We start from the raw sequence: 24,425 nt of genomic DNA on the forward strand, positions 1-24,425 counted from the left end.
TGCGGTGAAGGGAAATCTTAGGATTTTGTTCTACTGCAAAGACTTACCGGTGCGTGATCCGCTGATTTGGGCGTCAAGTTTGAAACAGGTGATCAAGCTCTCAGAAGGTTAATGCGTGCTGTGCGGGCCCCTCGGGCTCTGTTCAGCGGCTGTGGCCCCTTAGGGGGACAAAGCAACTGGATCGGGACGTCCCTCGGGCGTGTCGAACCGGTAAGGCGTCAGGGGTGTCCTTTGGGCACGTGCAAAGACCGCGTCTGCGCACCTGACGCCTTTTCCTTTTTCCGGGCCCCGGATTCATACAGGCAGCGATTTAATTCCCCCTAAAACGGGAACGGGGTTCTAGCGTTTAAGCAAGAACCCCGTGATCGTGTCAGAAATGCAATGCCGCGTCTATGCACCTGTGTCCGCAAGGATAGCGGGTGTGGGTGCAGAGGGCAACCATATCTTGTATGTCGCCCGATCTTGATCGCTACATTCCGAATGGAATCAGATGTTTTCCTGAACCTCGGTGGCTGCGCCCTGAATTGCGTCACCTGCTTTTTCAATATCTTTACCGGCGCCTTTCGCAGTTTCACATGCGGCGAGTGTGCAAAGGGCCAGTCCAATAAGTGCGGCTCGGATCATAGGTCTCTCCTTTTGTATAAGTCCCGATTTTCGTAGCAGTTTTGCTAATGGTGAACCAGAGTTTTGAACCGGCATTCTATTCTTTGCGAAAAAGTGGCCCGATGGCTGCTGTCACCAGAAAGATCACAGCTGCGGCGCAGACGATGCTGGGCCCTGCCGGAGTGTCGGCAAGATACGCACCGCACAGCCCGACAAGGGCGGCAGCTGATCCGATGATGGCGGCCCCGAACGCCATATTTTCAGGGGTTCTCACTAAAGACCGCGCGCCGGCTGCCGGGATGACGAGCAGGGCGGCAATCAACAGAACCCCTACCACTTTGATTGCCACGGCAACGGCCAGCGCCATGGTCAGCGTCAACCACACCTCCTCGCGCTTTGGGTCAATGCCGGATGCATAGGCCATGTCCGGGTTCAGCGTGGCGACAAGTAGGGCTGACCAGCGCCAGATCATGACTGCCAGGATCAACGCGCCGCCGCCCCAAATGGTTGCCAAATCGCCTTTGGTGACAGCCAGGATATCACCAAACAGAAAGGCATTTAAATCCAGCCGGACGTCGGACAGCAAGGCGACGGTGACTAGTCCTGCGGCCAGGGCTGTATGCGCTATTACGCCTAGTAATGTATCCATCGCCAACCCCTTGCCACGCAAAAGCGTGACGGTAAGCCCCATGGCAAGCGCTGACGCCACAATCGACGGCAGCATCGGAAGCGAAAACGCCAGAGACAGTGCCACACCCAGAACAGCCGCGTGCGCTGTGGCCTCGCCCAGATAGGCCATCCGGCGCCATACCACAAAGCACCCCAAAGGGGCCGCCGCGAGTGCAACGCCAATACCCGCCAGCGCCGCACGAACCATAAAATCGTCTAACATCAGTTGGTTGTTTCCTGGTCGTGGTGGTGGTCATGGTCGTGCGAATGGCTGTGTTGATGTTGGTAAAGGGCCATCATGCCCTTGGTTCCGCTGCCAAATAAGGCCCGGTATTCAGGTGCGTCCGCGACGGTATGAGGCGACCCCTCGCAGCATATATGTCCGTTCAGACATAGCACACGGTCTGAGGCCGCCATGACAACGTGCAGATCGTGACTGACCATCACGATCGCGCAACCAAGGTCGCGTCTGACCTGCTCAATGCGTTGATAAAAGGCAGCTGCACCCGGTTGATCCAGGCCTTGCGTCGCTTCATCCAAAAGCAAGACCTGAGGATCATCAAGGAGTGCGCGCGCCAGCAGAACTCGTTGAAATTGACCGCCCGAAAGCTGGGTCATTTGCCGGTTGCGCAGATCCGGGACGCCCGCTCGTTCTAGTGCATCCAGCGCTTTGCGGGCCGAGATCCGTTTGGGTAAGCCCAGGAAACGTTGCACGGTCATCGGTAAAGCGGCGTCCAAAGCCAGTTTTTGCGGGACATAACCGATGCGCAGGCCGGGTGCGCGGCTTACCTGGCCTTCTGATGGGGCAATGGCCCCAATGATCGCCCGTAAAAGAGTCGACTTACCAGATCCGTTGGGCCCCACAATGGTCACGATCTCTGCTTCGGAAACTGCCGCATTCACATGTTCAAGGATCGTGCGGCCGTCGATCCGAATGGACATGTTTTTCAATGAAATAAGGGGAGTATTCATGCCGCCGAACCTACGCATTCGGGACATAGGCCCTCGGCCTCGACCACTACTCGTTCGATTTGAAACCCCGAGGTGTTCGCCGCAGCGCCCAATCGACCCTGTGTCAGCTCGGTTTCCGTTTCAGCCACCGCTTTGCAGGACCTGCAGATCAGAAACGCGGGGACATGGTCATGGGTCGGGTGGGCGCAGGCTGTATAGGCATTCAGTTGCTCGATACGATGCACGAACCCGTTTTGCACAAGGAAATCCAGTGCACGATACGCGACCGGAGGTTGCGACCCGAGCCCTTCTGCAGCTAGCACAGCCAGGATATCATATGCGCCCATTGCCCGGTGCTTTTCCAACAGGATCTCAAGAACACGGCGTCGGACAGTGGTGAACTGCAGGCGCTTTGTTCTGCACTTGTTTTCGGCCTGAGACAGCGCAGTGTGAACGCAGTGGGCGTGATCGTGTTGTCTGAATCCAACGGTGCTCATAACGGGGCTCCAATGATTTTGAACTTGATATGTAATAACGTCCGGATTAACAAGCGCTCAACGAATGTAATAACATATCAATTTGGAGGGAAAATGTTCCGATCTACACTATATGTGTGCTCACTTGCGTTTGCGGGCCAGGCAATCGCCGAGGCGCCAAGCGTGGCCGTCGATATTGCGCCTGTCCATTCGCTGGTCGCCCGGGTGATGGACGGCGTGGGTGAGCCCAGCTTGATCATTCCACCCGGCGCGTCTCCGCATGATCACGCGATGCGGCCTTCTGAGGCGCGGTCTTTGCAATCCGCCGAGATCGTATTCTGGACTGGAGAAGAGCTGACCCCTTGGCTGGCTAAACCCTTGGGTGCGCTGTCGCCGGATGCACTGCATGTCTCTTTGTTGAATGCCGATGGAACGATACTCTATGATTTTCGCGATGCGACTGATGGTGCGGATCATGATGACCATGCAGATCACGACGACCATGCGGACCACGCAGATCACGACGACCACGCGGACCACGCAGATCATGACGACCATGCGGACCATGACGACCATGCAGACGAACATGACCATGATCACAAAGGGATCGATCCTCATGCCTGGCTGGATCCCGAGAATGCGCGTATCTGGGTTCAAGTGATTGCTGCAACACTCTCACAGGCGGACCCCTCAAACGCCGAAACTTACCAGCAGAACGCGGAAACCGCAGATCAGGAACTGGTTGAGCTGAAAGAAAATATCATGACAGATCTGACAGGTATGCAGACGCTGTCATTCATAACGTTTCATGATGCCTATCAGTATTTCGAAAAGCGATTTGGGCTGGAGTCATCCGGCGCAGTCAGTCTTGGCGATGCGTCCTCTCCCGGGCCGGCGCGATTGGCGGCTTTGCGTGAAAAGGTTGAGCATGAAGGAATTGTTTGTGCCTTTTCCGAGCCGCAATTTGACACAAGGCTGGTGCGGACAGCGATCGAAGGAACCGGGGCCACGATCTTTGAATTGGATCCCGTAGGCGTGAGTTTTGACACGGGAATTTCGCACTATGATAGTTTGCTAATGGCCATGTCCGCCGGCTATCAAGACTGTTCCAAAAGTAAGTCGTAAGTAGCTGGGATAGCGGATTGCTCTTATTCTTCGTTGCAAAAGAGTTCGTAGACAACCTCTAACATCCGGCGCGGCCGTTCATCGGCCAGTCTATAAAAGATCGCCTTGCCTTCGCGGCGAGGCGTCACCAACCCTTCAAGTCGCAACCGCGACAGTTGTTGCGAAACAGCGGCTTGCCGCGCCGAAAGCAGCTCTTCCAGTTCTGTTACTGACTTTTCTCCCGATACCAGGTGGCACAGGATCATGAGACGCCCTTCGTGGCTGATGGCCTTGAGAAAATTTGCAGCATGCGTTGCATTCTCAACCATTTTGTCGAAATTTTCCGGAGATATTTCCTGTGAAAGTTGTGGAAGGGCCATCCTCTGTTTCCTTACCAGCCCACACTTTGGGCGCCTGTTTGTGTTGCTGCCTAGAGAAGGTCGCAAGTCAGCTAATTATGAACATTTACTCTCATATGCATGAATCAAAATGAGGTGAGGGGAAAAGGGGAACTTGTGAGAGTTCGACGCAGATTTCGACTTTGAAGAGCGTATCGCTTTAGTCACCGCTGAATATCAATTTGCATTTGCAGGGCATGAAGTTTCCTGCACCCCTTGCAGCCCCACTGTGGCGATACTAAGACTCAGGTAACAGATTTTCGGGTAGTGTCCCGATCCATAGCAAAGCAGGCAGGTTTCTTATGTTCGATCCCGTTGACACATACATGAACACGCTTGTCCCAATGGTCGTTGAGCAGACCAGCAGGGGTGAGCGCGCATATGATATCTTCTCGCGCCTTCTGAAAGAGCGGATCATCTTTATCAACGGCCCGATCCACGACGGGATGAGCCATCTTGTGGTTGCTCAGCTGCTGCACCTTGAGGCGGAAAACCCGAACAAGGAAATCTCGATCTACATCAACTCGCCGGGTGGCGTGGTCACCAGCGGTTTGTCGATTTACGACACAATGCAGTATATCAAACCGAAATGTTCCACATTGGTGATCGGTCAAGCGGCCTCGATGGGGTCGGTTCTGCTGGCCGGTGGCGCGAACGGGATGCGCTTTTCCCTGCCGAACAGCCGCATCATGGTGCACCAGCCCAGTGGCGGATACCAGGGTCAGGCAAGTGATATCATGATCCACGCAGCTGAGACGCAAAAGCTGAAGGATCGCCTGTATGATATCTATGTACGCCATACTGGACAGACCAAAAAGGCCGTTGAAAAGGCGCTGGACCGTGACAACTTCATGAGCCCGGAAGAGGCTAAGGAATGGGGTCACATCGACGAGATCGTTGAAAACCGCGCCAAGATGAGCGGCGAAGAGAGCTAAGCCCAGACCCCTCGTGTCGCCGATACGGGGGGTATTTTGAGATTGTAGCCGCCACAGTGCTGGCCTAAGCTGCACGAACAGGCGCAAGCGCGGCCCCGCAAGGGGCATAGGATGGAGCCCGAAAGGTAGATCATGGCGACGAATTCAGGCGGTGACGGCAAAAACACGCTCTACTGCAGCTTCTGTGGCAAAAGCCAGCATGAGGTGCGTAAGCTGATTGCAGGTCCGACCGTGTTCATCTGTGATGAATGCGTCGAGCTGTGTATGGACATCATCCGCGAAGAGACGAAAGCCAACGGGCTGAAATCTTCTGACGGAGTGCCGACGCCGAAAGACATCTGCGAAGTTCTGGACGATTATGTGATCGGTCAGGCTACGGCCAAGCGGGTTCTGTCAGTAGCGGTTCACAACCACTATAAACGATTGAATCACGCTCAGAAGGCCGGCAGCGATATCGAGTTGGCCAAATCCAACATCCTGTTGATCGGCCCGACAGGCTGCGGCAAGACGTTGTTGGCGCAAACTCTGGCGCGCATTCTGGATGTGCCCTTTACCATGGCCGATGCGACCACGCTGACCGAAGCCGGTTATGTGGGCGAGGATGTCGAAAATATCATCCTCAAACTGTTGCAGGCCAGCGAATACAATGTCGAACGCGCGCAGCGCGGCATCGTTTACATCGATGAGGTCGACAAGATCACGCGCAAATCTGAGAATCCCTCGATCACGCGCGACGTGTCGGGCGAGGGCGTGCAGCAGGCGCTGCTGAAGCTGATGGAAGGCACCGTCGCCAGTGTTCCGCCGCAAGGTGGACGCAAGCATCCGCAGCAGGAATTCCTGCAAGTGGACACGACGAATATCCTGTTCATCTGCGGTGGTGCCTTTGCGGGTCTGGATAGAATTATCGCACAGCGCGGCAAAGGCTCGGCCATGGGCTTTGGTGCCGATGTGCGGGACAATGATGACCGCGGCGTGGGTGAGATTTTCAAAGAGCTGGAGCCTGAAGACCTGCTGAAATTCGGTCTGATCCCGGAATTTGTCGGACGTCTGCCAGTTCTGGCCACGCTTGAAGATCTTGACGAGGATGCGCTGGTCACCATTCTGACAAAACCCAAGAACGCGCTGGTCAAACAGTATCAGCGTCTGTTCGAACTGGAAGATGCCGAGCTGGGCTTTACCGACGATGCGCTCAAGGCTATCGCCAAACGCGCCATTGAACGCAAGACCGGTGCACGCGGGCTGCGCTCGATCCTTGAAGACATCCTTCTGGACACGATGTTCGAATTGCCTGGCATGAAGAACGTGACCGAAGTTGTCGTCAATGAAGAGGCTGTATCCTCGGACAAGCAGCCGCTGATCATCTATGCGGATGCGGCGGAATCAGCTTCGGCCGGGTAATCACTGAATTTGAATTGCAACAGATGGCGCGGTGATCCCGCGCCATTTTGTGTTTGGGAGGGCAGGATGACGATAAGGCGAATTTCCTCGGGCGGTCAATATGAGGCCAAAGTCGGCTATTGCAGGGCAGTGGTTGCAAACGGTTTTGTCTTTGTTGCCGGAACCTGCGCACAAGGCGAAATCATTCCCAAAGATATCGTCGGACAGTGCAAATCCGCGCTGCAGGCGATTGAAAAGGCCTTGGATGAGGCTGGATCAAATTTGGCGCATGTGGTTCGGGTAAACTACTACCTTCCGGACATGTCGGAATTTGAACTGTGCTGGCCCTTGCTGGTTGAGGCATTTGGTGAAAACCCGCCGGCGGCGACAGTGACCGAATGCAACCTGATCACGCCAGAGGACCGCATCGAGATTGAAGTGACCGCAGTTTTGCCGGATTGATGCGCAACGTTACCCTAGCACTGGACCTTGGCGGACCTTTGGTCCATATCTGCAGAGACAAAAATGCCGGAGGCAGCCGATGGGAATCCTGAACAGTCTTTTGCGCGCCGTGACCTGGTGGAACGGGGCCACCCTGAACACCCAGATTTACACCGCGCGCAAAGGCGTGAAAGTCGGTGAAGATAATGAAGGCAATATATTTTATCGTACCGCGGATGACAGCAGGCGTTGGGTGATCTTTAACGGCGAGGCCGAGGCCAGCAGGGTTGATCCCGATTGGCACGGTTGGTTGCACCGCACCTGGGACGAACCGCCAACCGACAAACCTCTGGCACATAAATCCTGGGAAAAACCGCATCAGGAAAACCTGACAGGAACCGCGCTTGCTTATGCACCGGCGGGGTCTTTGCGCCGCCCGGATCCGGTCGAGCGTTCGGATTATGAGGCCTGGAACCCGGAATAAGACGAGGCGAGCAATGTCATCTTACAAAGTTTCAGAAGTTTTGGTCGGAGGCGCTGTTCTGGCCGGGGCAATAGCGTTTGGCGTCTATGCGAGCCAGTCGACAGGCCTGTCCCAGGGCGGTTCTGGTTATGAGCTTAACGCCTCTTTCCGCTCGCTCGAAGGCGTCGGCGTCGGAACGGACGTGCGGCTTGCCGGGGTCAAAATCGGCACCGTGACAGGAGTGGCCCTGAACCCGGAAACCTACCGGGCGGACACGACTTTTGCGATTTCTGATGGAATTTTGGTCCCCGATGACAGTGCTATCGTGATCTCATCCGAAGGGTTGCTGGGTGGTAACTTTGTAGAAGTCATGCCAGGCGGATCGCTCTTTAACTTTGAACCGGGCGATCAGGTCGAGGATACACAGGGCGCAGTCAGCCTGATTTCGCTTTTGGTTAAGTTCGTCGCCGGAGATGGCGGCGAATGAGGCGATATGCTCTGATCGCGGCAATACTGGCAGCCTCTGGGGTAGCGGCACAGCAAAAGGTTCAATCCGGACCGGGTGCAATGCTCAGAGGGCTGGATAAGGTCAATGGCCAGACCGTTGATGTCGAACTGCAAAACGGCCAATCCAAGACAGTCTTTGGGCTGGATGTCGCGCTGGGTGATTGCCGCTATCCTGCAGATAACCCAACAGGGGACGCGTTTGCCTACCTGACCATTTGGGAACAAGGCGGAACGGATCAGCTGTTTGACGGGTGGATGATTGCCACATCGCCAGCCCTGAATGCGCTTGATCATTCGCGCTATGACGTCTGGGTGATCCGCTGTATCACGCCATCCGGCGATTGATCGAGATCAGCAGAGAAATCTGCTGCAATAGTCACTGCCTCTTCCAGCGCGTTCCGATACTGTGCCCGTGGCACCTCGATCGCGCCGAGCGAGGCGAGATGCGCGGTTAAAAACTGTGTATCGAACAGTTTGAACCCGCAGGACCGCAACCGGTCGACCAGAAAAGCCAGCGCAATTTTTGAGGCATCCTTGCGTCGGGAAAACATGCTTTCTCCAAAGAAGGCAGCGCCAAGAGTAACGCCATAAACGCCCCCAACCAAATTCGAGCCGTCCCAGATTTCCAGCGAATGGGCGTGACCGGATTGGTTCAGCTTTTGGTAAAGGGTGCGAAGTTCCTGATTGATCCAGGTATCCGTGCGATCAGCGCAGCCATCAACAACGCCGGCAAAATCTCTGTTGATTGACACCGTGTACCCACAGTTCCGAATCCTGCGGGCCAAGCTGCGTGAGATGTGGAATCCGTCCAGAGGGAAGATGCCGCGAAACTTAGGATCAACCCAGAACAGGTCCGGATCATCGCGATGTTCAGCCATCGGGAAGATACCGATGGAATATCCATGGAGCAGTAATTCCGGGGAAAGGCTCATGCCAGGCGCCTCAGGGTCGGAAAGCGGTAACCTTCCGACCCAGCAGAGTTAGTCGGCCATATTCTCCGCAAGCCAGTGCTCCAGCCAGTGGATGTTATAATCACCGCTTTGGACGTCACTTTCTTGCAGAAGTGCGTGGAACAAGGGAACCGTCGTGTCGATTCCGTCCACGATCAACTCTCCCAATGCGCGTTCCAGACGGGCCAGTGCTTCGGGTCGGTCGCGGCCCTGCACGATCAGTTTGGCGATCAGTGAGTCGTAGTAGGGCGGGATCGTGTACCCGTCATACAACGCTGAATCCATCCGCACACCCAGACCGCCCGGCGCATGGTAGGCCGAGATTTTTCCGGGGCAGGGCGAGAAGTTTGGCAATTTCTCGGCGTTGATCCGAACCTCGATGGCGTGACCATTGATTTTCAGATCATCCTGACCGAATGACATTGGCTGACCAGCCGCAACGCGGATTTGTTCGCGCACCAGATCCACGCCAAAGATGCCCTCAGTGACCGGGTGTTCGACCTGTAGGCGGGTGTTCATCTCGATGAAATAGAAGTCGCCATTTTCGTACAGAAATTCGATCGTACCTGCACCGATATAGTTGATCTTGGCAACCGCATCGGCACAGACCTTACCGATCCTTGCGCGTTCTTCGGGGGTGATGCAGGGGCCGGGTGCCTCTTCGAATACCTTTTGGTGGCGGCGCTGCAGGGAACAGTCGCGCTCGCCCAGATGAACCGCTTGGCCCTTGCCATCGCCAAAGACCTGAATCTCGATGTGGCGCGGTGTGGTCAGATATTTCTCAATATAGACCTCGTCATTACCAAATGCGGCTTTGCCTTCGGCGCGCGCGGTCATAAAGGCGCTTTCCATCTCATCCGCACTCATCGCGACTTTCATGCCGCGTCCGCCGCCACCGGCGGTGGCCTTGATGATGACAGGATAGCCGAATTCTTCACCGATCCGCTTGGCTGCGGCCAGATCCGGCACGCCACCATCTGAACCAGGCACACAGGGAACGCCCAAGGCTTTCATCGTGTCCTTGGCTGTGATCTTGTCCCCCATCACGCGGATATGCTCAGCGGTGGGGCCAATGAAGGTGATGTCGTGATCTTCGACGATCTGCACAAACTCGGCATTTTCAGACAAAAAGCCGTAGCCCGGGTGGATCGCCTGAGCGCCAGTGATCTCGCAGGCTGAGATGATCGCAGGCACCGACAGATAGCTTTGTGGGCTGGGCGGGGGGCCGATACAGACCGATTCGTCCGCCATGCGTACATGCATCGCGTCACTGTCTGCGGTTGAATGGACGGCGACTGTCTTAATCCCCATCTCGCGTGCGGCGCGGATGACGCGCAGGGCGATCTCGCCTCGGTTGGCAATCAGGATCTTGTCGAACATGGGGCCGCCTTACTCAACAATGACCAGAGGAGTGCCGAATTCCACAGCGTCGCCATCACCCACCAGAATACGTTTGATGGTGCCCGATTTGGGCGCGTGGATGTGGTTCATGGTTTTCATGGCTTCGACGATCAGCAGCGTGTCGCCTTCGGAAACGCTGGCGCCGACGGAGATAAAAGACGGCGCACCCGGCTCGGGCTGCATGTACACGGTGCCGACCATGGGCGAAGTCACAGCGCCCGGATGGCTGGCTGGATCGTCACTTGCTGCGGGTGCTTCAGCTGCTGCAGGTGCGGCTGCCGGGGCTGCGGCTGGCGCGGCCGCCGGGACCGCAACCTGGACCGGAGCGGCGACGGGTGACATGCGGCTAACGCGTACGTTCAGGCTGTCATCTTCGCCATAATCACGCTTTACCTGCAACTCGGTCAGGTCGTTTTCCCGCAGCAGTTCGGCCAGTGCCTTGATAAACGCCACATCCGCTTCGTGTTTGGTATCTGTCATGAGTGTCCTCGACGGTTCCCCTTTGGCCCGTCTGTTTCGCGCGGGCTTTGGTCTGATTACGCAGCGTTATAAGCTAAGCGTACGGCCATGAAAAGCACAGTCTCGGCCTGTCAGATGGGGGTTTTGCTGAAGATTACCAGTGGTAAACAGCGTTACAGCGGCATTCCGGAGAGTTTCGCAACCAGTTCAGGCAGTTTACGTGCCCCGAATTTTTCGAGCAGCCGCGCACGGTAGGCTTCGATTGTACGATAGCTCAGGTTTAGTTCCGCACCGATTTCCTTGGCCGACAAGCCCTTGCAGGACAGAATGGCAACCTCGCGCTCACGGCTGGTTAGCTCGACCAAAGGGCGTTCCTCGGAAATATCCGAAAAACTCCAGATGCCATGGCGGAATGGATCTTCAGGCGTTAGCGAACGTCCACGCGCGCGGCACCAGAATAAGTCGCTATCGCGGCGACGCATGACCCTCTCATCCGTATAATATCCGGTGTCGCGCATGATTTGCAGGCTCCGTGCGCCGATACGTTCCCAATCTGCGACAGAAGGGTAGAGGTGTAGCAGGGGCATGTTGCGGTAATCGGCCTCTTCACCGCCGAAAGTGCGTGCGAACTGCAGATTACACCGGCGGATCACGCGGTTCTCCAACTCGACCAATCCGATCGGCGCATATTCAAAGGCTGGGTCGCTCATATGTCCATGGTGCAGGTGTTTTGCCGAAAATAGAAGGGGAAGGCCTGTGATTTTCGAAATATGCAAATGGGTTACACCGTGGACCGGGTGTTTGGAATTGCGGGATGCGTTTGTGAAGAAAGTAAATTGCTCAAGAAAATTAATTGCTAAAGACTTATATTTAAATAATAGTTTTGAAAATGCTTCTGAGGTTGACCAAAGGAGCCAGCGGAAAAAGAGGAAATTTTTGCGGGACACGTTAACAGGCAGCCGTATTCGCGAAAGGCGGCAGATCGCAGGATTGCGTCAGGCCCAGCTTGCACGGCAGGTTGGAATCTCGGCATCCTATCTGAACCTGATCGAGCATAACCGCCGCAGGATCGGAGGAAAGCTGCTGGTGGATATCGCTGCGGCTCTGACCGTTGAGCCTTCGGTGCTAACCCAGGGGATCGAGGCGACGCTGATTTCTGCGCTGCGCGAGGCTGCGGCAGATGCTGTTGGCCAGAAAGCCGAGGTGGACGGGCTTGAGGAATTCGCAAGTAGGTTTCCAGGGTGGGCGGGCGTTTTGGCGCAAATGCACAGCCGAGTGGTGTCGTTAGAGCGAACGATTGAAACCCTGTCGGATCGTTTGACCCACGATCCGCATCTGGCAGCATCCATGCACGAGGTCCTTTCGACAGCCGCCGCGATTCGTTCTACCGCTGCCATTCTTGCTGAAACGCAAGAGATTGAACCCGAGTGGCAAGACCGATTCCACCGGAACCTGCACCAGGATGCCGAACGCCTGGCCGATAGCTCCAAATCGCTGGTGGCCTATCTGGATGATTCCGAGGGGGCCGAGGATCGTCGCGGGGTCCCTCTGGAAGATGTCGAAGCATTTTTTGACAGGCATGATCACCATTTCCCGGAAATCGAATCCGGAGGCGGAAGCGCAGATGTTAATCTGAATGAGATAGATTCCTCTGCCGCGCGAAAAGTGGCGCGGGATATTCTGGACGCTTACGAATCCGACGCTCGGCTTTTGCCTCTGGATGCGCTCAAAAGGGCTTTGGATCGGGGAGTTACAGATCCTTTGCTTTTGGCAGCAGAGTATTCAGTCGACGTTGCCAGCGTACTGAGGCGGCTGGCCGCCTTGCCTAAAGGGTATTTGTCGCGCCCGACCGGGCTGGTGATTTGTGATGCCTCGGGCAGCATTTTGTTCAGCAAATCGGTGCCCGGTTTTGCCATGCCCAGATTCGGCGAGGCGTGTCCTCTGTGGCCGCTGTTTCAGGCGCTGAACCGGCCGCTGGTTCCGATCCGAAAACGGATCGTCCAGTTGGGGCGAACGGCTGCGGAATTCGATTGTTATGCCTATGCCTGGCCGCAATCCATTTCCGGCTATGACGATGCGCCGGTTTATCGTTCGGTCATGCTGGTTCGATCCGTCGAAGAAAGCCCTCAGGGCAGTCAGGCGGTTGCCCATGTTGGCCCAAGTTGCCGGGTCTGCCCCAATAAGGACTGTGAATCGCGCCGAGAGCCCTCGATTCTGAGCGAAGGTTTTTGACAGTTTCGTGACACTGCGCATAAGCTGTTTCGGACAGGTTGACAGTGGTGCAGCCCGTCTCGGGGAGGAATGAAATATATGAGCCGAAAGGTTCTGTTGATCGAGGATGAGCCGAACATTGCTGAAGCCATTCGGTTTTTGCTGACCCGCGAGGGATGGCAGGTTGAAACGCATGCTGAAGGGACGGATGCGCTGCTGGTGATACAGGGCGCGAAGCCGGATCTTGTGATTCTGGATGTGATGCTGCCGGGCAAAAGCGGGATGGAGATTTTGCGCGACTTGCGCGAACTCGAAGAACTGCGAAATCTTCCGGTTCTGATGCTAACGGCTCGTGGCCAATCGAAAGATCGTGAGATGGCCGAGAATGCAGGGGTCAGCCGGTTCATGACAAAGCCGTTTTCCAATGCCGAAGTTCTGACCGCCGTCCGCGATTTGCACGCGCAGGCCTCGCGGTCATGAGCATGCAGGACGACCGCCAACCATCTGGTGCGCGGCCGTCGCTGTTTCTTGAACGTCAAAGTTACCGCCGACGCAGGCTGACCGACGCCGCCCGATTGCTGCCCATTCTGGGGGGCGCGCTGATTGCGATTCCGTTGCTGTGGCCGCGTGGGGGCGATGCAGCGGACGGGGTGCCGCTGTCTTCTGCGATTCTCTATATCTTCACATGCTGGGCGGTTTTGATCGTTGCCAGCGTTCTCTTTGGGTTCGCCGCAAGACGCATATCAACCGGCGATGATTCCGAGCCAGGTCAAGACTGATGGCAACGCTGAACGTGCTGATCCTGGTTTGTTTGGGCTATGTGGTGCTGTTGTTCAGCGTCGCATTTGCCGCCGACAGAATGGCCGCGGCGGGCAGGGGGGCGTGGCTGCGATCTCCGTTGATCTACACGCTGTCGCTGTCGATCTATTGTACCGCCTGGACCTTTTATGGCGCGGTAGGGAACGCCGCCCGGTCGGGGCTGGAGTTCGTAACGATCTATCTGGGCCCCACGCTGGTCATGATCTGTTGGTGGTGGGGATTGCGCAAGCTGGTTCGGGTTGGCCGCAGCCAGAGGGTGACCTCAATCGCTGACCTGATTTCGTCTCGCTATGGCAAGTCGAACACTCTGGCGATTTGCGTCACAATTCTGGCCGTGTTGGGCGGGACGCCCTATATTGCGCTGCAACTTCAATCCATTACGCTGTCATTCTCAATCTTTGCCGAGGCCGACCCAAGCGGTCTTTACCGCGAAGGGTCCAGTGTGTTCTGGGTTGCGGCGGGGCTGGCGGTTTTCGCCATTCTGTTCGGTACCCGCAATCTGGATGCCAACGAACGCCATCATGGCGTTGTCACAGCCATCGCATTGGAATCTGTCGTTAAACTCTTTGCGCTGCTGGCCGTGGGCATTTTCGTTGTCTGGGGTATAGCCGGAGGAGTCGGTCCGATGATGGACCGCATCGATGCCTCTGAGATCGGGCAGTGGAATGTGAATGCCGGACGCTGGACCACGTTTGTATTTCTATCGGCTGCGGCCTTTGTGTGTCTGCCGAGGATGTTTCAGGTGATGGTGGTCGAGAACGCCGATGAAGGGCATCTGAGGACAGCCGCATGGGCCTTCCCCCTGTATCTGCTGTTGATGAGTCTCTTTGTCGTGCCAATCGCGGTCGTAGGATTGGACCTTTTGCCCGAAGGATCGAATCCGGATCTGTTCGTGCTGACAGTGCCCCTGTCGCAGGGCAATGAATGGCTGGCGATGCTGTCCTTTATTGGCGGCTTTTCATCCGCCACATCGATGGTGATTGTCACGGCAATGGCCCTATCGACCATGGTGTCAAATCACGTCGTGATGCCGATCTGGTTTAGCCGGCAGGAGGGCACTGGCGCCGTATCCGGTGATGTCCGCAATGTGGTTTTGTTGTCCAGGCGGATTTCAATCGCCGTGATCATGGTGCTTGGGTTCTCGTATTACCGCATTTCCGGCGGTGGGGCCGCGCTGGCCTCGATTGGTCTGGTGGCCTTTGCCGGGATTTCCCAGATTTTGCCTTCGCTGGTTGGCGGGCTGTTCTGGCGCGGGGCGACGCGAACAGGGGCTCTGATCGGACTAACTGTGGGATTCTTGTTGTGGATCTACACGCTTTTGTTGCCGGGAATGGGCAGCGCGATTATGTCGGATAGCGTCTTGCAGAACGGGCCGTTCGGATGGGGCTGGTTGCGCCCGCAGGCCCTGTTCGGAATCGACGGAATGGACCCGATGGTGCACGCGGTGTTGTGGTCGCTTTCTCTGAACACATTGGCATTTTGCGCGGCCTCTTTGCTAAGTTTTCCAAGCCCGCTCGAACGTTTGCAGGGGGCGCAATTCGTCAACGTATTCGACCATTCGGTCGCGCTGCGCGGTTGGACCGGATCGGTAGCGCAAAGCGAGGACCTGATGATCATGACCCAGCGCATTTTGGGCGCAGGTCCGGCGCAAGAGTTCTTTCAGGCGCAGGCGGAACAGCAGGGTGGGCGTTCCAGCCTGCCCGAACCTACGCCTGGGTTTTTGGAGCGGTTGGAACGTGAACTCAGCGGCTCGGTCGGGGCGGCGACAGCGCATGCGATGATCGGGCAGATTGTTGGTGGTTCCTCCGTTTCGGTCGAGGATTTGCTCGCTGTGGCCGACGAATCCGCGCAGATGTTGGAATACTCCAGCCAACTGGAAGCGAAATCCGCTGAACTCAGCCGTACGGCGCGCCAACTGCGCGAGGCAAACACCAAACTGACCCAGATTTCCGAACAGAAGGACGGGTTCCTTAGCCAGGTCAGCCACGAATTGCGAACCCCCATGACCTCGATCCGGGCATTTTCCGAGATCATGCGGGATACAGAAGGCCTGACCGGCGAAGAGAGAACGCGTTACGCTGCCATCATCCATGACGAGGCGCTTCGGTTGACACGGCTGCTGGATGACTTGCTGGACCTGAGTGTTCTGGAAAGTGGACGAGTCAATTTGAACAAGAGCGGTGACACCCTGCGGTCGGTCTTGGACCGTGCCGTGTCCAGCGCCTTGGCTGGAAACAGCCAAAGACTGACCGTTCGGCGGTCTAAAACCTCCGAACGCGTTGTCCTGCATACGGATTTGGACCGTCTGGGGCAGGTGTTTATCAACCTGATTTCGAACGCTCAGAAATATTGTGATGCCAAAGAACCGGTTCTGACCATTTCCGCGCATGATGTCGGGGGGCAGGTCGTCATTGATTTTGCTGATAACGGCACTGGCATTCCTCCAGATGCCCGGCAGATGGTTTTTGAGAAATTTGCCCGCGTCGGAGGCGACAAGGCAGGTGGTGCGGGGCTGGGATTAGCGATCTGCCGTGAGATTATGCAAAGACTGGGGGGCGATATCAGCTACTTGCCCGGCCATGGTGGGGCTGCGTTCCGGGTCAGGCTGCCACAGGCCTACCGACAGGCTGCGCAGTGACGGCTGTATAAACAGGTTGGTAACTATCGCCGGGTTAGACCTGAAAGAGAATGCAGGAACAATCAGCGGTTTTAGGCATGACGCAATCTGTCAGCGCGGCTCTGGCGCGCAAGCTTTCGATCAGTCAGGAGGAAAAGGGTGACAAGCCTCGCTCGATCCTACGTGCGCTGCGTCTGGCTTTTGCCCGCGCGGCAGAGGATCGTTTGCAGATGCCGTTGTCGGTTATCGGCGCCAAACAATCCTGTCGGCCACCAGGTGGGCTGATACAGTCTTTGGATGAGGATTGGATATTGCTGCTCTTTTCAGGCTCTGACAACAGCTTGGCTGCGATCTGCATGGATATAGGGTTAGTGTCGGCTGTCGTGCAGGCTCAGACAATAGGCGAGGTGATGCCCGAAGCGCCTTCTGCGCGGGGGTTCACCGATACGGACGCGGCCATGGTGTCCCCTTGGATCGAAGAGGGGCTGTCCCGCGCGGCATCACTTGTCGAAACGGCGAGTGACCGCATGTGCCTGATCGGTTTTGAGTATGCTTCGCGCCTTGCAGATCTGCGAACTTTGACCCTAGCGATGGTGGAGGAGGAATACCGAGTTTTTGAACTGACGGTCGAACTTGGCGGTGGGCTGAGACAAGGTCAGCTTTCAGTACTGTTGCCCATCCGACCGGCTGAAACGGCCGAGACGGAGGTGATTCATGATGAGCCAGAGGGCAGGCTTGATCAGGCATCGGGCGTGTTGAGGGCAGATTTGAATACGGTGGTCTGCCGGATGCCCTTGTCTCTGGCGACGCTTACAGAACTGGCGGTGGGGGATGTGTTGCCATTGATCGGGGCGCGGCTGGATCGTACCGAGATTGTGGCGATCGACCGCAGCCGGGCCGCGATCGGACGACTCGGCCAATGCGGAGGGCTGCGTGCGGTGCGCCTGAACGAAACCTACCAAACTCAGACATTTTCCCAGCCCGAAGCAAATGAGTTCCTTGAGGCGAGTTCAGCCAGTATACACGAAGAGGGGCCAACCGAACACGGGCAGGAAATAATGCCATTTTCCCCCGGCGCGCTGGGCCAAGAGGGGACAGAATTGAACCTCGAGAATTCGGAACACATGGTTGCCGAGATATCTCAATTGGCTGGTTTATCCGGGGATGAAAGCGCGCTGAAAGGCAGTTAGCAGACGCTCAAGTCACTGATCTGCGTATTTCTTCCAAGGTTGGACGTAGGTTGTCCAACGCATAGCCTGCCTTGGTCGTCGCCTGAAGGATGTCTTCGGTGCTCATGCTTTCGCACTGCCCCAATGCCCAGATCACAGAACAACGCGTGCCCGATGCACAATATGCGAGTACCGGACCGGCACAGGATTCTGCCAGGTCACGTTGCAAGGAGACGTTTTCGGGCGTCATGGTCTGATGCGTCAGCTCTAGCACTTCGTATTCCAACCCGGCAGCACGCACGGCCTGTCCGATAGCATCTGACTGGAGATCCTCGGGAACTTCGCTGTTCGGCCGGTTGCAGATCACTTTGACAAAGCCTGCCTCGACAATAGTGGGAACATCCTCGACCGAAATTTGCGGCGAGACGGCATAGCGGGGGGTTATCGGTCGAATCTCCATGGCTACTGCTTAGGTCGCGTTTACGGTTCTGTCCAGTTTTGCACCTAGGGCAGGAGCGGCATACATCCCTGCGAGCATGGAAACCAGAAACACAACGCCTCCGGTTCCGCCATACGTAAGAGACGCGATGGCTGGACCGGGACACAGTCCCGCTAATCCCCATCCCATGCCAAACATGACCGATCCGATGATAAGGCGGCGATCCAGTTCATGCTGAACCATCGTCGGGAATTTCCCACCCGACAGCGGTTTGCGATCTGGAACCAGCCTCCATGCGATCATCATGGGCACAATGGCTCCCCCCATCACAAATGCGAGTGTCGGATCCCAGTTGCCGAAAATATCCAGCCACCCCTGAACCTTGGTTGTGTCAGTCATGCCGGAAATCAATAGGCCTGCTCCGAACAAGGAGCCCGAAAGAAGCGATATCAGATTGCGCATCAGATCAACCCCCAGACATGGCGAAATAAGGCCAGCGTCACTGCCCCGGCCGCAATGTAAAGGATCGTTGCCACGATCCCGCGCACAGAAAACCGGGAAATGCCGCACACCCCATGTCCAGAGGTGCACCCGTTGGCAATTCGTGTCCCGATACCGACAAGCAGCCCAGCCCCGATCACAACCGTCAAATTCGAGGTCAGGTTTGTCTGCGGCCCCGGCGACAAAAACAGGCTTAGCATCAACGGCGTCCCAATCATCCCAGCGAGGAAATACAGCCGCTCTGCCGAGCGGTCAGAGCGATCGACAAGCCCTCCCAGGATACCACTCGCCCCCATTACACGACCGTTTCCAAGCAGGTAAACTGCTGCGCCAAGGCCAATCAACAGGCCGCCTACCAGTCCCCATATCCATTCTGAATACACTGATTTGTTCCCCCAAGAAGTTCGGCTCTAGCCGTCTAAAGTTTGTTCACTGGTAGCTTCAGGAACACGTCGCCATTCTCATCCTCAGGCGGCATCTGACCCGCCCGCATATTGACTTGTAAAGAGGGCAGGATCAGCCGCGGCATGGCCAAAGTGGCATCGCGGGCGTCGCGCATTTCAACGAATTCCTCGATAGGTCGACCTTGCCCGATATGCACGTTCAAGGCTTTTTGCTCTTCAACAGTTGTTTCCCACGCAAACTCGTCCCGCCCAGGAGCTTTGTAGTCATGCCCGACAAAGATGCGTGTCGCATCCGGCAGTGAAAGGATCCTCTGGATCGAGTTGTACAAATCTCCGGACGATCCGCCGGGAAAGTCGCATCGCGCGGTGCCAAAATCCGGCATGAACAGCGTGTCTCCGACAAATGCCGCGTCGCCGATGACATAGGTCATGCAGGCGGGCGTATGCCCGGGGGTGTGCAAGACGTCCCCTCTCATTTGGCCGACATGAAATCCGTCGCCGTCGCGGAACAAGGCGTCGAACTGGCTACCATCGCGCTGAAACTCGGTACCCTCGTTGAAAATTTTCCCGAAAGTTTCCTGGATGGCGACGATTTGATCACCGATGCCAATCTTGCCTCCGAGTTTCTGCTGCAAATAGGGGGCTGCTGAAAGGTGGTCGGCATGGACATGGCTTTCCAGAATCCATTCGGTTCGCAACGAATTGGATTGGACATATCCGATGATCTCATCCGCAGATCGCGTATTGGTCCGGCCGGATGCGTGATCGAAATCTAGAACACTATCTATGATCGCGCAGGCATCGCCTTCAGGATCCTGAACCAGATAAGACACCGTGAATGTCTCGGCGTCAAAAAATGCTTTCACTTTGGGCGTCATGGTTTCCTCCGCCGGTTAGGTCTTAGTCATATATTAATAACGGAATGTGAAGCAATCAACATTTGGTGATTTGATGCCGGTCAAGGCAGAAGCGGCAAAGTTGGGCTAAAATTCTGGCATCCTGCGAAAGCGCGCCGATATTAGGGGGCGGTCGGGCGAATATTCGCGCGATAGAATAACAGAGTGATGTAAGTCTTAAAACCGTTACTAAGTTATGGGTAACTGATGACATTTGGGAGGATGGATATGCCGAGAATCGATTTGTATTCCGAAGCCGAACAACTTGAGAAAAAACTGAAGGGCGCCAGTGTTGATACCCGCCTTGCCCTTCAGCCCAGTGTCACAAAGGTCATCGAGAAGATGCGTCTGCAGGGTGTTGAGGTTCCTGCGCGCCTGCGCCGTCTGGATGCGGCCCTGTGCGAGGACGTTATGGAAGCGCGTTTCGACAATCTGCCGGTTTGATAGCCGCAGTCAACCGAACGAGATTCCAAGTATAACCAGCATCAGACCTATCACCGACAAAAAGAGCGCGCCCATGTTCCAGGGCAGCACCCGTTGAACAACGGCGCGCAATTCATCGTCAGACAGGCCGGATTTGCGGGCTTTCATGACATGCAGAATGCACCAAACCAGCCCAGCCAGGCCGATAAGTGACAGGGCGGCACCGCCCCAGGTGATGAATTCGAACATCGTTTTCCATCTTTCAACGTCTGACCTGAGCGCTTAACTGATCGCGCTGGCCCGCACAAGCGAGACTGGTTTTTTGCATGCTTGCGGCTTGGCTCGCACCGATGTATCCCGCTTGTTGCCCACCTTTTCAGCATGACAAACCAGCCTCTGGGAGAGACTTAGATGGAAGAGAATACCGAAGATCAGGCCGCCGCGAATTACCGTGTAACCGCGGGTGAGCTGCGCCAGTTCATCGAACGGATCGAGCGTCTGGATGCGGAAAAGAAAGATTTGGCGGAGCAACAAAAAGAAGTGATGGCCGAGGCAAAAGCGCGGGGCTACGACACCAAGGTCATGCGGAAAGTGATCGCATTGCGCAAACGTGACAAAGACGACATTGCCGAGGAAGAGGCGGTGTTGGAAATGTACAAAGAAGCGCTGGGAATGTAACGGCTGCTTTCCCGCTATAGACTCAAGGTCTTAGAACCTGCACTCCGGGCATGGACTCAAGTCGGTCCATGTCCTGCGCATATAATTCTGCAAACGCGTCGACGATTTCCATGCTCCAATCTGGCAGATCAAGCTCTTCTGTTGTGAGCTCGGTTTTGGCGTGTTCCTCCAAAACCGTGGCAAGGTCGTCACGCAAATGTTCGTCCTGTTCCAGGCTTTGATCAATCAATGCCAGACCTTTGGATTTGCCTGAATCGTCTAGAAGTGACAGCAGTAAATCAAACTCGTCAACCAGCGTGTTGTCCGGGGGGAGGGCCGCGATTGCACGGATTATATCTCCCCAGATCAGAGGTGCGTCCTCATTGCTCCAGAGTGTGATTTTGACATTGGGCGCAAGATCTCTGATGTCCTCGACCATGCTGATCCAGCTGAGGCAGCTGATATCGGTACTTCGCATTTTGTCGAGGCGACTCTGTTCAGGTAGCGACATCAAAGCTTTGGGAATAAATCTGCCAGGGCTTAAAAAACCCATACAAAGCTCAATTTCGTGGTCAGGAAAGGACTTTTCAAGCAACTCCATTCGGCGTCCCGCATTTGGGTATAGCTGCCCGTCGTCCAGTGCATTTCCAACATCGCCTGCAAAGCTGGCGCATGAGTAAATCAAACGATCGACCTTCGGAGCCGATCGCAACCCAGCCCGAAGCATTTCCTTTGCGGCACCGATTTCATCCTGGTTTTCAATGGCAGCAAAGGCGGGTTCGAAAATTTGCCGATAACGGCGCGGGCCAAATACGGATGCACCATTTTGATGCAACGCGCCGGTGTTGCGTTGAAGGGACCGCAATACGAGACCTTCATCGGTGAACGCAGCACCTGCGTGGATTGCAACCTGCATATTCGGTTTTTACCCTCGCGTTCGTGCACATTATCTGTTGGGTTACAGGCTGTACTCCGCACAGTCAAACCAGGCGGAGTAAATTCTCTGGGCCAGACCCAGTGCCATGAATACAGAAAATCGTTAAGCGGCGGCAAAATTCTGTCTTGAAGTCCGTAACAAGAGGCATTAATCGACACCAAGTGCCCCTATAGCTCAGCTGGTAGAGCAACTGATTTGTAATCAGTAGGTCCGCGGTTCGAGTCCGTGTGGGGGCACCATTTCACTCTAAGATTCCTTCTGTTCCTTGATTTTTCTAAAGTCACAATGTTTGGGACAGCGCAGGCGCTTTGCGTAACGAAGAGTTTCTCCGAGGACTTTTTCTGATGACCTGCGTAAATGGGGTGGTGGTCAAAGGCGGCGATTGAATTTCCGCAAGTTGCATCGGCGAAACGCATTGTGTTCATAGCCTTATGGCCTTACTGGTGCTTTCAGCCTAAAAACTGGCCCAACGCGCTGTGCGGGCGTGATGGAATGGTAGACATATCAGACTTAAAATCTGAAGGGCGTATGCCCGTGTGGGTTCGAGTCCCACCGCCCGCACCACCTCTGCCACCCTGATTGATTTTCAAGTCTCGATGCAGCGGAACCTCTCCCGATTTGCTTTGGTTCGGGTTCGGCGGGAATTGAATACCGGGATTGGTCCAGCGCAAAAATCGGTGTCCTGCATTAAATGTCCAATATCTATCCAGCCTAAGGTGAGGGCCTGTCAGGCTACACCTTCCAGTTCCTGCATGTTAGCATCCCGTAAATTTCTTCAGGAGACACCATATGCCGTTGACCGTAAAACAAATGATGGAAGCTGCGAACTCCACCGTCGAGCGAATCCAGAGAGCCAAAGCGGTCGAGATCCTGGAGCGAGGTGGCCTGCTTCTGGACATCCGCGATGCAGCGGAATTGCAGCAGACAGGGCGTGCTTCGGGGTCACATCATATCCCGCGCGGTATGTTGGAATTTCGGGCCGATGACACTCTGCAATCACATGATCCAGAGCTTCGCAAAGATCGCCCAATTGTCTTGTATTGTGCCTCGGGTGGCCGCGCTGCCCTTGCGGGAAAGCTGTTGCAGGACATGGGGTATGAGCAGGTCTATAACCTGGGTGGCTTGGTCGATTGGGTGAATGGCGGGGGCGAAGTCGCCTAGCCAATAGGAAACGCCAGAACCCGAGCTGTGATCGGTCGAAAGGTCAGGTCAGGCGTTGAGGAACGTCCTGACGGCGGCCTCGAACTCACGCGGTTTTTCCGCATGCAACCAATGTCCTGCACCAGGTATTCTTGCAAAACGTGCCGAAGGGAACATTCCGCGGATCACTGAGCGATGTTCAGGCAGCACATAGTCGGACTCCCCCCCGGACAAAAACAGTGTTTGACCACCCCAGGATGCGTCTATTTCAGGAAAGCCCATGATCTTGGGCATTTCAGAGGCCAAAGTATCCAGGTTCAAAAGCCAACGCTGTCCGTTGATGTCGAGTGACTGCGTGAAAAAGCTCTGAAGGGCTTTTTCGACTCCGTTGTCGGCCAGTTGTTGTTCAGCGTCCGAGCGACGCTCGACCCGGGAAAGGTCCACCGCGCGCATCGCTTCAATAAACTGAATCTGACTGTGGCTATAGGCCACCGGGGCGATGTCTGCCACCACCAGTTTGCGCAGCTTTGCGCTGTGCAGCAGGGCTAAAGTCATGGATGCCTTGCCGCCCATCGAATGTCCGACGACATCTGCCTGTCCGCCGAACTGGTCGATAACTTCGGCCAGATCATTTGCTAGATCGGAATACCCATGGGCATGCGTCCACATGCTGTTTGCGTGGTTGCGCATATCAACCGCCACAACTTGCCGCTCGTCAGATAGCCGGCGGGCGATGACCCCCCAGTTCCGGGCCGAGCCATATAGGCCATGGGCGATCAGCAAAGGGGGCTTGTCGGTTGGTTCACCATGTATGATCGTGTTCAGCATATAGCCGTGATACCCGCCGCAATCTGAAACGGCCAGCCCCATTGTGGCCCCTGTTCCACATGGGTAAAGTGTCAGCTCAGGAGGCCGCAGCATGCCGCAAGACACAGATATACAAACCCAAATTGCGCAGACCATACAGCTGTTGCGTGACAAGTTGGGTGTGCGCGACAAAACGCTGATCGCCTCGGTCAAAAAGGCCAAAAGGCAACTGCCGCGCCGGATATACAAACAGGCAATGGTCCTGGCACAAGCAGAGCAGATGGCGGCCCATCCAAAACTGCGACTTGTGCTGGACAATCCGAAACTGATCCAGGCCTCGGAAGAGGTTCAAAAACATCTGGGGGGTATCAATTTGGCGGATCGGCGGATGGGGTGGTTTCTAGGAATGCTGGGCGGGCTGACTTTTAACCTGTTGGCCTTTTCTGCTTTGTTGCTGATCTTCATGTTGTGGCAGGGGCTTATCTGACCACAAAAAAAACGGCGCCGGATTGGCGCCGTTTTGTTTCTTGGATGACTGAATTCTTACAGGTTTGGATAGATAGGGAATCTGGCGCAGAGGTTTGCGACTTCGGTTTTGACTTTGGCCTCGACCTCACCGTTACCGTCCTCGCCATTTGCGGCCAGACCGTCGACCACTTCGATGATCCAAT

Annotated in this window: 32 protein-coding genes and 2 tRNA genes; 18 read left to right on the plus strand and 16 right to left on the minus strand. The window is 55.7% G+C overall.

Features of this window, described 5'->3' with window-relative positions; all coding sequences use genetic code 11:
- Positions 1-486: 486 nt before the first annotated feature.
- From AC2FIP_RS19535 to AC2FIP_RS19550, 4 genes are all read right to left on the minus strand, one after another.
- On the minus strand, positions 487-624 hold the full coding sequence (locus AC2FIP_RS19535; RefSeq protein ID WP_142638111.1) for an entericidin A/B family lipoprotein: 138 nt from the start codon (positions 622-624) through the stop codon (positions 487-489).
- Between the two features lie 76 nt (positions 625-700).
- Positions 701-1,495 carry a metal ABC transporter permease gene (locus AC2FIP_RS19540; RefSeq protein WP_271950389.1) on the minus strand — a complete coding sequence of 265 codons (795 nt, stop codon included), beginning with the start codon at positions 1,493-1,495 and terminating at the stop codon, positions 701-703.
- Complete coding sequence (locus tag AC2FIP_RS19545) at positions 1,495-2,244, minus strand: metal ABC transporter ATP-binding protein (protein ID WP_496678354.1); 750 nt, start codon at positions 2,242-2,244, stop codon at positions 1,495-1,497. Before AC2FIP_RS19545 ends, AC2FIP_RS19540 begins: the two co-directional genes overlap by 1 nt.
- Positions 2,241-2,720, minus strand: a complete 480-nt coding sequence (locus AC2FIP_RS19550; protein ID WP_142638114.1) for a Fur family transcriptional regulator — start codon at positions 2,718-2,720, stop codon at positions 2,241-2,243. Before AC2FIP_RS19550 ends, AC2FIP_RS19545 begins: the two co-directional genes overlap by 4 nt.
- A 93-nt stretch (positions 2,721-2,813) precedes the next feature.
- On the opposite strand from AC2FIP_RS19550, the gene AC2FIP_RS19555 reads away from it, so the two are divergent.
- Positions 2,814-3,824: a zinc ABC transporter substrate-binding protein gene (locus tag AC2FIP_RS19555; RefSeq protein WP_496787805.1), complete on the plus strand. Its 1,011-nt coding sequence runs from the start codon at positions 2,814-2,816 to the stop codon at positions 3,822-3,824.
- A 23-nt stretch (positions 3,825-3,847) separates the two neighbouring features.
- Here AC2FIP_RS19555 and AC2FIP_RS19560 read toward each other — a convergent pair whose 3' ends face one another.
- Positions 3,848-4,183 (minus strand): ArsR/SmtB family transcription factor, encoded by a 336-nt coding sequence (locus AC2FIP_RS19560; protein ID WP_496698088.1) that lies wholly within the window; start codon positions 4,181-4,183, stop codon positions 3,848-3,850.
- 320 nt (positions 4,184-4,503) lie between these two features.
- Between AC2FIP_RS19560 and AC2FIP_RS19565 the strand changes: the two genes are divergently transcribed.
- The 6 genes from AC2FIP_RS19565 to AC2FIP_RS19590 all read left to right on the plus strand — a co-directional run bounded on the left by AC2FIP_RS19565 (position 4,504) and on the right by AC2FIP_RS19590 (position 8,269).
- The gene (locus AC2FIP_RS19565) at positions 4,504-5,136 is read left to right on the plus strand and encodes an ATP-dependent Clp protease proteolytic subunit (protein WP_496698089.1); all 633 of its coding nucleotides are present in this window, start codon (positions 4,504-4,506) and stop codon (positions 5,134-5,136) included.
- A 132-nt stretch (positions 5,137-5,268) separates the two neighbouring features.
- Positions 5,269-6,534, plus strand: a complete 1,266-nt coding sequence (gene clpX / locus AC2FIP_RS19570; protein ID WP_142638118.1) for an ATP-dependent Clp protease ATP-binding subunit ClpX — start codon at positions 5,269-5,271, stop codon at positions 6,532-6,534.
- Between the two features lie 66 nt (positions 6,535-6,600).
- Entirely contained in the window at positions 6,601-6,975 is a 375-nt protein-coding gene (locus tag AC2FIP_RS19575; protein WP_142638120.1) for a Rid family hydrolase, read from the plus strand.
- A gap of 79 nt (positions 6,976-7,054) precedes the next feature.
- Complete coding sequence (locus AC2FIP_RS19580; protein WP_142638122.1) at positions 7,055-7,438, plus strand: NADH:ubiquinone oxidoreductase subunit NDUFA12; 384 nt, start codon at positions 7,055-7,057, stop codon at positions 7,436-7,438.
- Between the two features lie 13 nt (positions 7,439-7,451).
- Positions 7,452-7,904 carry an outer membrane lipid asymmetry maintenance protein MlaD gene (gene mlaD, locus AC2FIP_RS19585; RefSeq protein ID WP_496703388.1) on the plus strand — a complete coding sequence of 151 codons (453 nt, stop codon included), beginning with the start codon at positions 7,452-7,454 and terminating at the stop codon, positions 7,902-7,904.
- On the plus strand, positions 7,901-8,269 hold the full coding sequence (locus AC2FIP_RS19590; RefSeq protein ID WP_496750722.1) for a DUF2155 domain-containing protein: 369 nt from the start codon (positions 7,901-7,903) through the stop codon (positions 8,267-8,269). Before mlaD ends, AC2FIP_RS19590 begins: the two co-directional genes overlap by 4 nt.
- Here AC2FIP_RS19590 and aat read toward each other — a convergent pair.
- From aat to AC2FIP_RS19610, 4 genes are all read right to left on the minus strand, one after another.
- A complete protein-coding gene (gene aat / locus AC2FIP_RS19595; protein ID WP_496787806.1) occupies positions 8,224-8,856 on the minus strand; it encodes a leucyl/phenylalanyl-tRNA--protein transferase in 633 nt (210 codons plus the stop codon). The two genes, AC2FIP_RS19590 and aat, sit on opposite strands and share 46 nt — an antisense overlap.
- 48 nt (positions 8,857-8,904) lie before the next feature.
- On the minus strand, positions 8,905-10,254 hold the full coding sequence (gene accC / locus AC2FIP_RS19600) for an acetyl-CoA carboxylase biotin carboxylase subunit (protein WP_271950374.1): 1,350 nt from the start codon (positions 10,252-10,254) through the stop codon (positions 8,905-8,907).
- Between the two features lie 9 nt (positions 10,255-10,263).
- Positions 10,264-10,755 (minus strand): acetyl-CoA carboxylase biotin carboxyl carrier protein, encoded by a 492-nt coding sequence (gene accB, locus AC2FIP_RS19605; protein ID WP_281995796.1) that lies wholly within the window; start codon positions 10,753-10,755, stop codon positions 10,264-10,266.
- Between the two features lie 152 nt (positions 10,756-10,907).
- On the minus strand, positions 10,908-11,444 hold the full coding sequence (locus AC2FIP_RS19610; protein ID WP_142638135.1) for a helix-turn-helix domain-containing protein: 537 nt from the start codon (positions 11,442-11,444) through the stop codon (positions 10,908-10,910).
- A gap of 226 nt (positions 11,445-11,670) precedes the next feature.
- Here AC2FIP_RS19610 and AC2FIP_RS19615 point away from each other — a divergent pair, with 226 nt between their 5' ends.
- From AC2FIP_RS19615 to AC2FIP_RS19635, 5 genes are all read left to right on the plus strand, one after another.
- A complete protein-coding gene (locus AC2FIP_RS19615) occupies positions 11,671-12,966 on the plus strand; it encodes a helix-turn-helix domain-containing protein (RefSeq protein ID WP_496787807.1) in 1,296 nt (431 codons plus the stop codon).
- Between the two features lie 78 nt (positions 12,967-13,044).
- Positions 13,045-13,425 carry a response regulator transcription factor gene (locus AC2FIP_RS19620; protein WP_142638139.1) on the plus strand — a complete coding sequence of 127 codons (381 nt, stop codon included), beginning with the start codon at positions 13,045-13,047 and terminating at the stop codon, positions 13,423-13,425.
- Positions 13,422-13,724 carry a hypothetical protein gene (locus tag AC2FIP_RS19625; protein ID WP_496690133.1) on the plus strand — a complete coding sequence of 101 codons (303 nt, stop codon included), beginning with the start codon at positions 13,422-13,424 and terminating at the stop codon, positions 13,722-13,724. The genes AC2FIP_RS19620 and AC2FIP_RS19625 overlap by 4 nt, the downstream gene beginning before the upstream one ends.
- Positions 13,724-16,402, plus strand: a complete 2,679-nt coding sequence (locus tag AC2FIP_RS19630; protein ID WP_496787809.1) for an ATP-binding protein — start codon at positions 13,724-13,726, stop codon at positions 16,400-16,402. Before AC2FIP_RS19625 ends, AC2FIP_RS19630 begins: the two co-directional genes overlap by 1 nt.
- Before the next feature lie 50 nt (positions 16,403-16,452).
- Entirely contained in the window at positions 16,453-17,571 is a 1,119-nt protein-coding gene (locus AC2FIP_RS19635; protein ID WP_496787810.1) for a FliM/FliN family flagellar motor C-terminal domain-containing protein, read from the plus strand.
- 7 nt (positions 17,572-17,578) lie between these two features.
- Here AC2FIP_RS19635 and AC2FIP_RS19640 read toward each other — a convergent pair whose 3' ends face one another.
- Genes AC2FIP_RS19640 through AC2FIP_RS19655 form a run of 4 tightly spaced genes read right to left on the minus strand, consistent with a single transcriptional unit; the run spans position 17,579 to position 19,772 of the window.
- Positions 17,579-18,010, minus strand: coding sequence for a protein tyrosine phosphatase family protein (locus AC2FIP_RS19640; RefSeq protein ID WP_142638147.1), 432 nt, complete (start codon positions 18,008-18,010; stop codon positions 17,579-17,581).
- 9 nt (positions 18,011-18,019) lie between these two features.
- Positions 18,020-18,451, minus strand: coding sequence for a DUF6691 family protein (locus tag AC2FIP_RS19645; RefSeq protein ID WP_496692839.1), 432 nt, complete (start codon positions 18,449-18,451; stop codon positions 18,020-18,022).
- The gene (locus AC2FIP_RS19650; protein WP_142638151.1) at positions 18,451-18,873 is read right to left on the minus strand and encodes a YeeE/YedE family protein; all 423 of its coding nucleotides are present in this window, start codon (positions 18,871-18,873) and stop codon (positions 18,451-18,453) included. Before AC2FIP_RS19650 ends, AC2FIP_RS19645 begins: the two co-directional genes overlap by 1 nt.
- Positions 18,874-18,908: 35 nt before the next feature.
- Entirely contained in the window at positions 18,909-19,772 is an 864-nt protein-coding gene (locus AC2FIP_RS19655; RefSeq protein ID WP_282022110.1) for an MBL fold metallo-hydrolase, read from the minus strand.
- Between the two features lie 246 nt (positions 19,773-20,018).
- Between AC2FIP_RS19655 and AC2FIP_RS19660 the strand changes: the two genes are divergently transcribed.
- Positions 20,019-20,234 carry a hypothetical protein gene (locus tag AC2FIP_RS19660; RefSeq protein WP_142638155.1) on the plus strand — a complete coding sequence of 72 codons (216 nt, stop codon included), beginning with the start codon at positions 20,019-20,021 and terminating at the stop codon, positions 20,232-20,234.
- A 9-nt stretch (positions 20,235-20,243) separates the two neighbouring features.
- On the opposite strand, the gene AC2FIP_RS19665 is transcribed toward AC2FIP_RS19660, so the two are convergent.
- Positions 20,244-20,462 (minus strand): carboxymuconolactone decarboxylase family protein, encoded by a 219-nt coding sequence (locus tag AC2FIP_RS19665; RefSeq protein ID WP_142638212.1) that lies wholly within the window; start codon positions 20,460-20,462, stop codon positions 20,244-20,246.
- Positions 20,463-20,624: 162 nt separating this feature from the next.
- On the opposite strand from AC2FIP_RS19665, the gene AC2FIP_RS19670 reads away from it, so the two are divergent.
- Complete coding sequence (locus AC2FIP_RS19670; RefSeq protein ID WP_142638157.1) at positions 20,625-20,891, plus strand: DUF2312 domain-containing protein; 267 nt, start codon at positions 20,625-20,627, stop codon at positions 20,889-20,891.
- Between the two features lie 22 nt (positions 20,892-20,913).
- Here AC2FIP_RS19670 and AC2FIP_RS19675 read toward each other — a convergent pair whose 3' ends face one another.
- A complete protein-coding gene (locus AC2FIP_RS19675; protein ID WP_281973223.1) occupies positions 20,914-21,471 on the minus strand; it encodes a hypothetical protein in 558 nt (185 codons plus the stop codon).
- Between the two features lie 499 nt (positions 21,472-21,970).
- Between AC2FIP_RS19675 and AC2FIP_RS19680 the strand changes: the two genes are divergently transcribed.
- The 3 genes from AC2FIP_RS19680 (at position 21,971) to AC2FIP_RS19690 (ending at position 22,968) form a co-directional block, all read left to right on the plus strand.
- Positions 21,971-22,046: transfer RNA gene (locus tag AC2FIP_RS19680), tRNA-Thr, on the plus strand.
- Between the two features lie 239 nt (positions 22,047-22,285).
- Positions 22,286-22,371: transfer RNA gene (locus tag AC2FIP_RS19685), tRNA-Leu, on the plus strand.
- Between the two features lie 225 nt (positions 22,372-22,596).
- Positions 22,597-22,968, plus strand: coding sequence for a rhodanese-like domain-containing protein (locus AC2FIP_RS19690; protein ID WP_142638196.1), 372 nt, complete (start codon positions 22,597-22,599; stop codon positions 22,966-22,968).
- Positions 22,969-23,016: 48 nt separating this feature from the next.
- Here the strand turns inward: AC2FIP_RS19690 and AC2FIP_RS19695 are convergent, their stop codons facing one another.
- Positions 23,017-23,817: an alpha/beta fold hydrolase gene (locus tag AC2FIP_RS19695; protein ID WP_496787816.1), complete on the minus strand. Its 801-nt coding sequence runs from the start codon at positions 23,815-23,817 to the stop codon at positions 23,017-23,019.
- Positions 23,818-23,866: 49 nt separating this feature from the next.
- On the opposite strand from AC2FIP_RS19695, the gene AC2FIP_RS19700 reads away from it, so the two are divergent.
- Positions 23,867-24,241 carry a hypothetical protein gene (locus AC2FIP_RS19700; protein WP_496787812.1) on the plus strand — a complete coding sequence of 125 codons (375 nt, stop codon included), beginning with the start codon at positions 23,867-23,869 and terminating at the stop codon, positions 24,239-24,241.
- Positions 24,242-24,425 lie beyond the last annotated feature (184 nt).

The organism is Ruegeria sp. CDSB114, assembly GCF_059611025.1.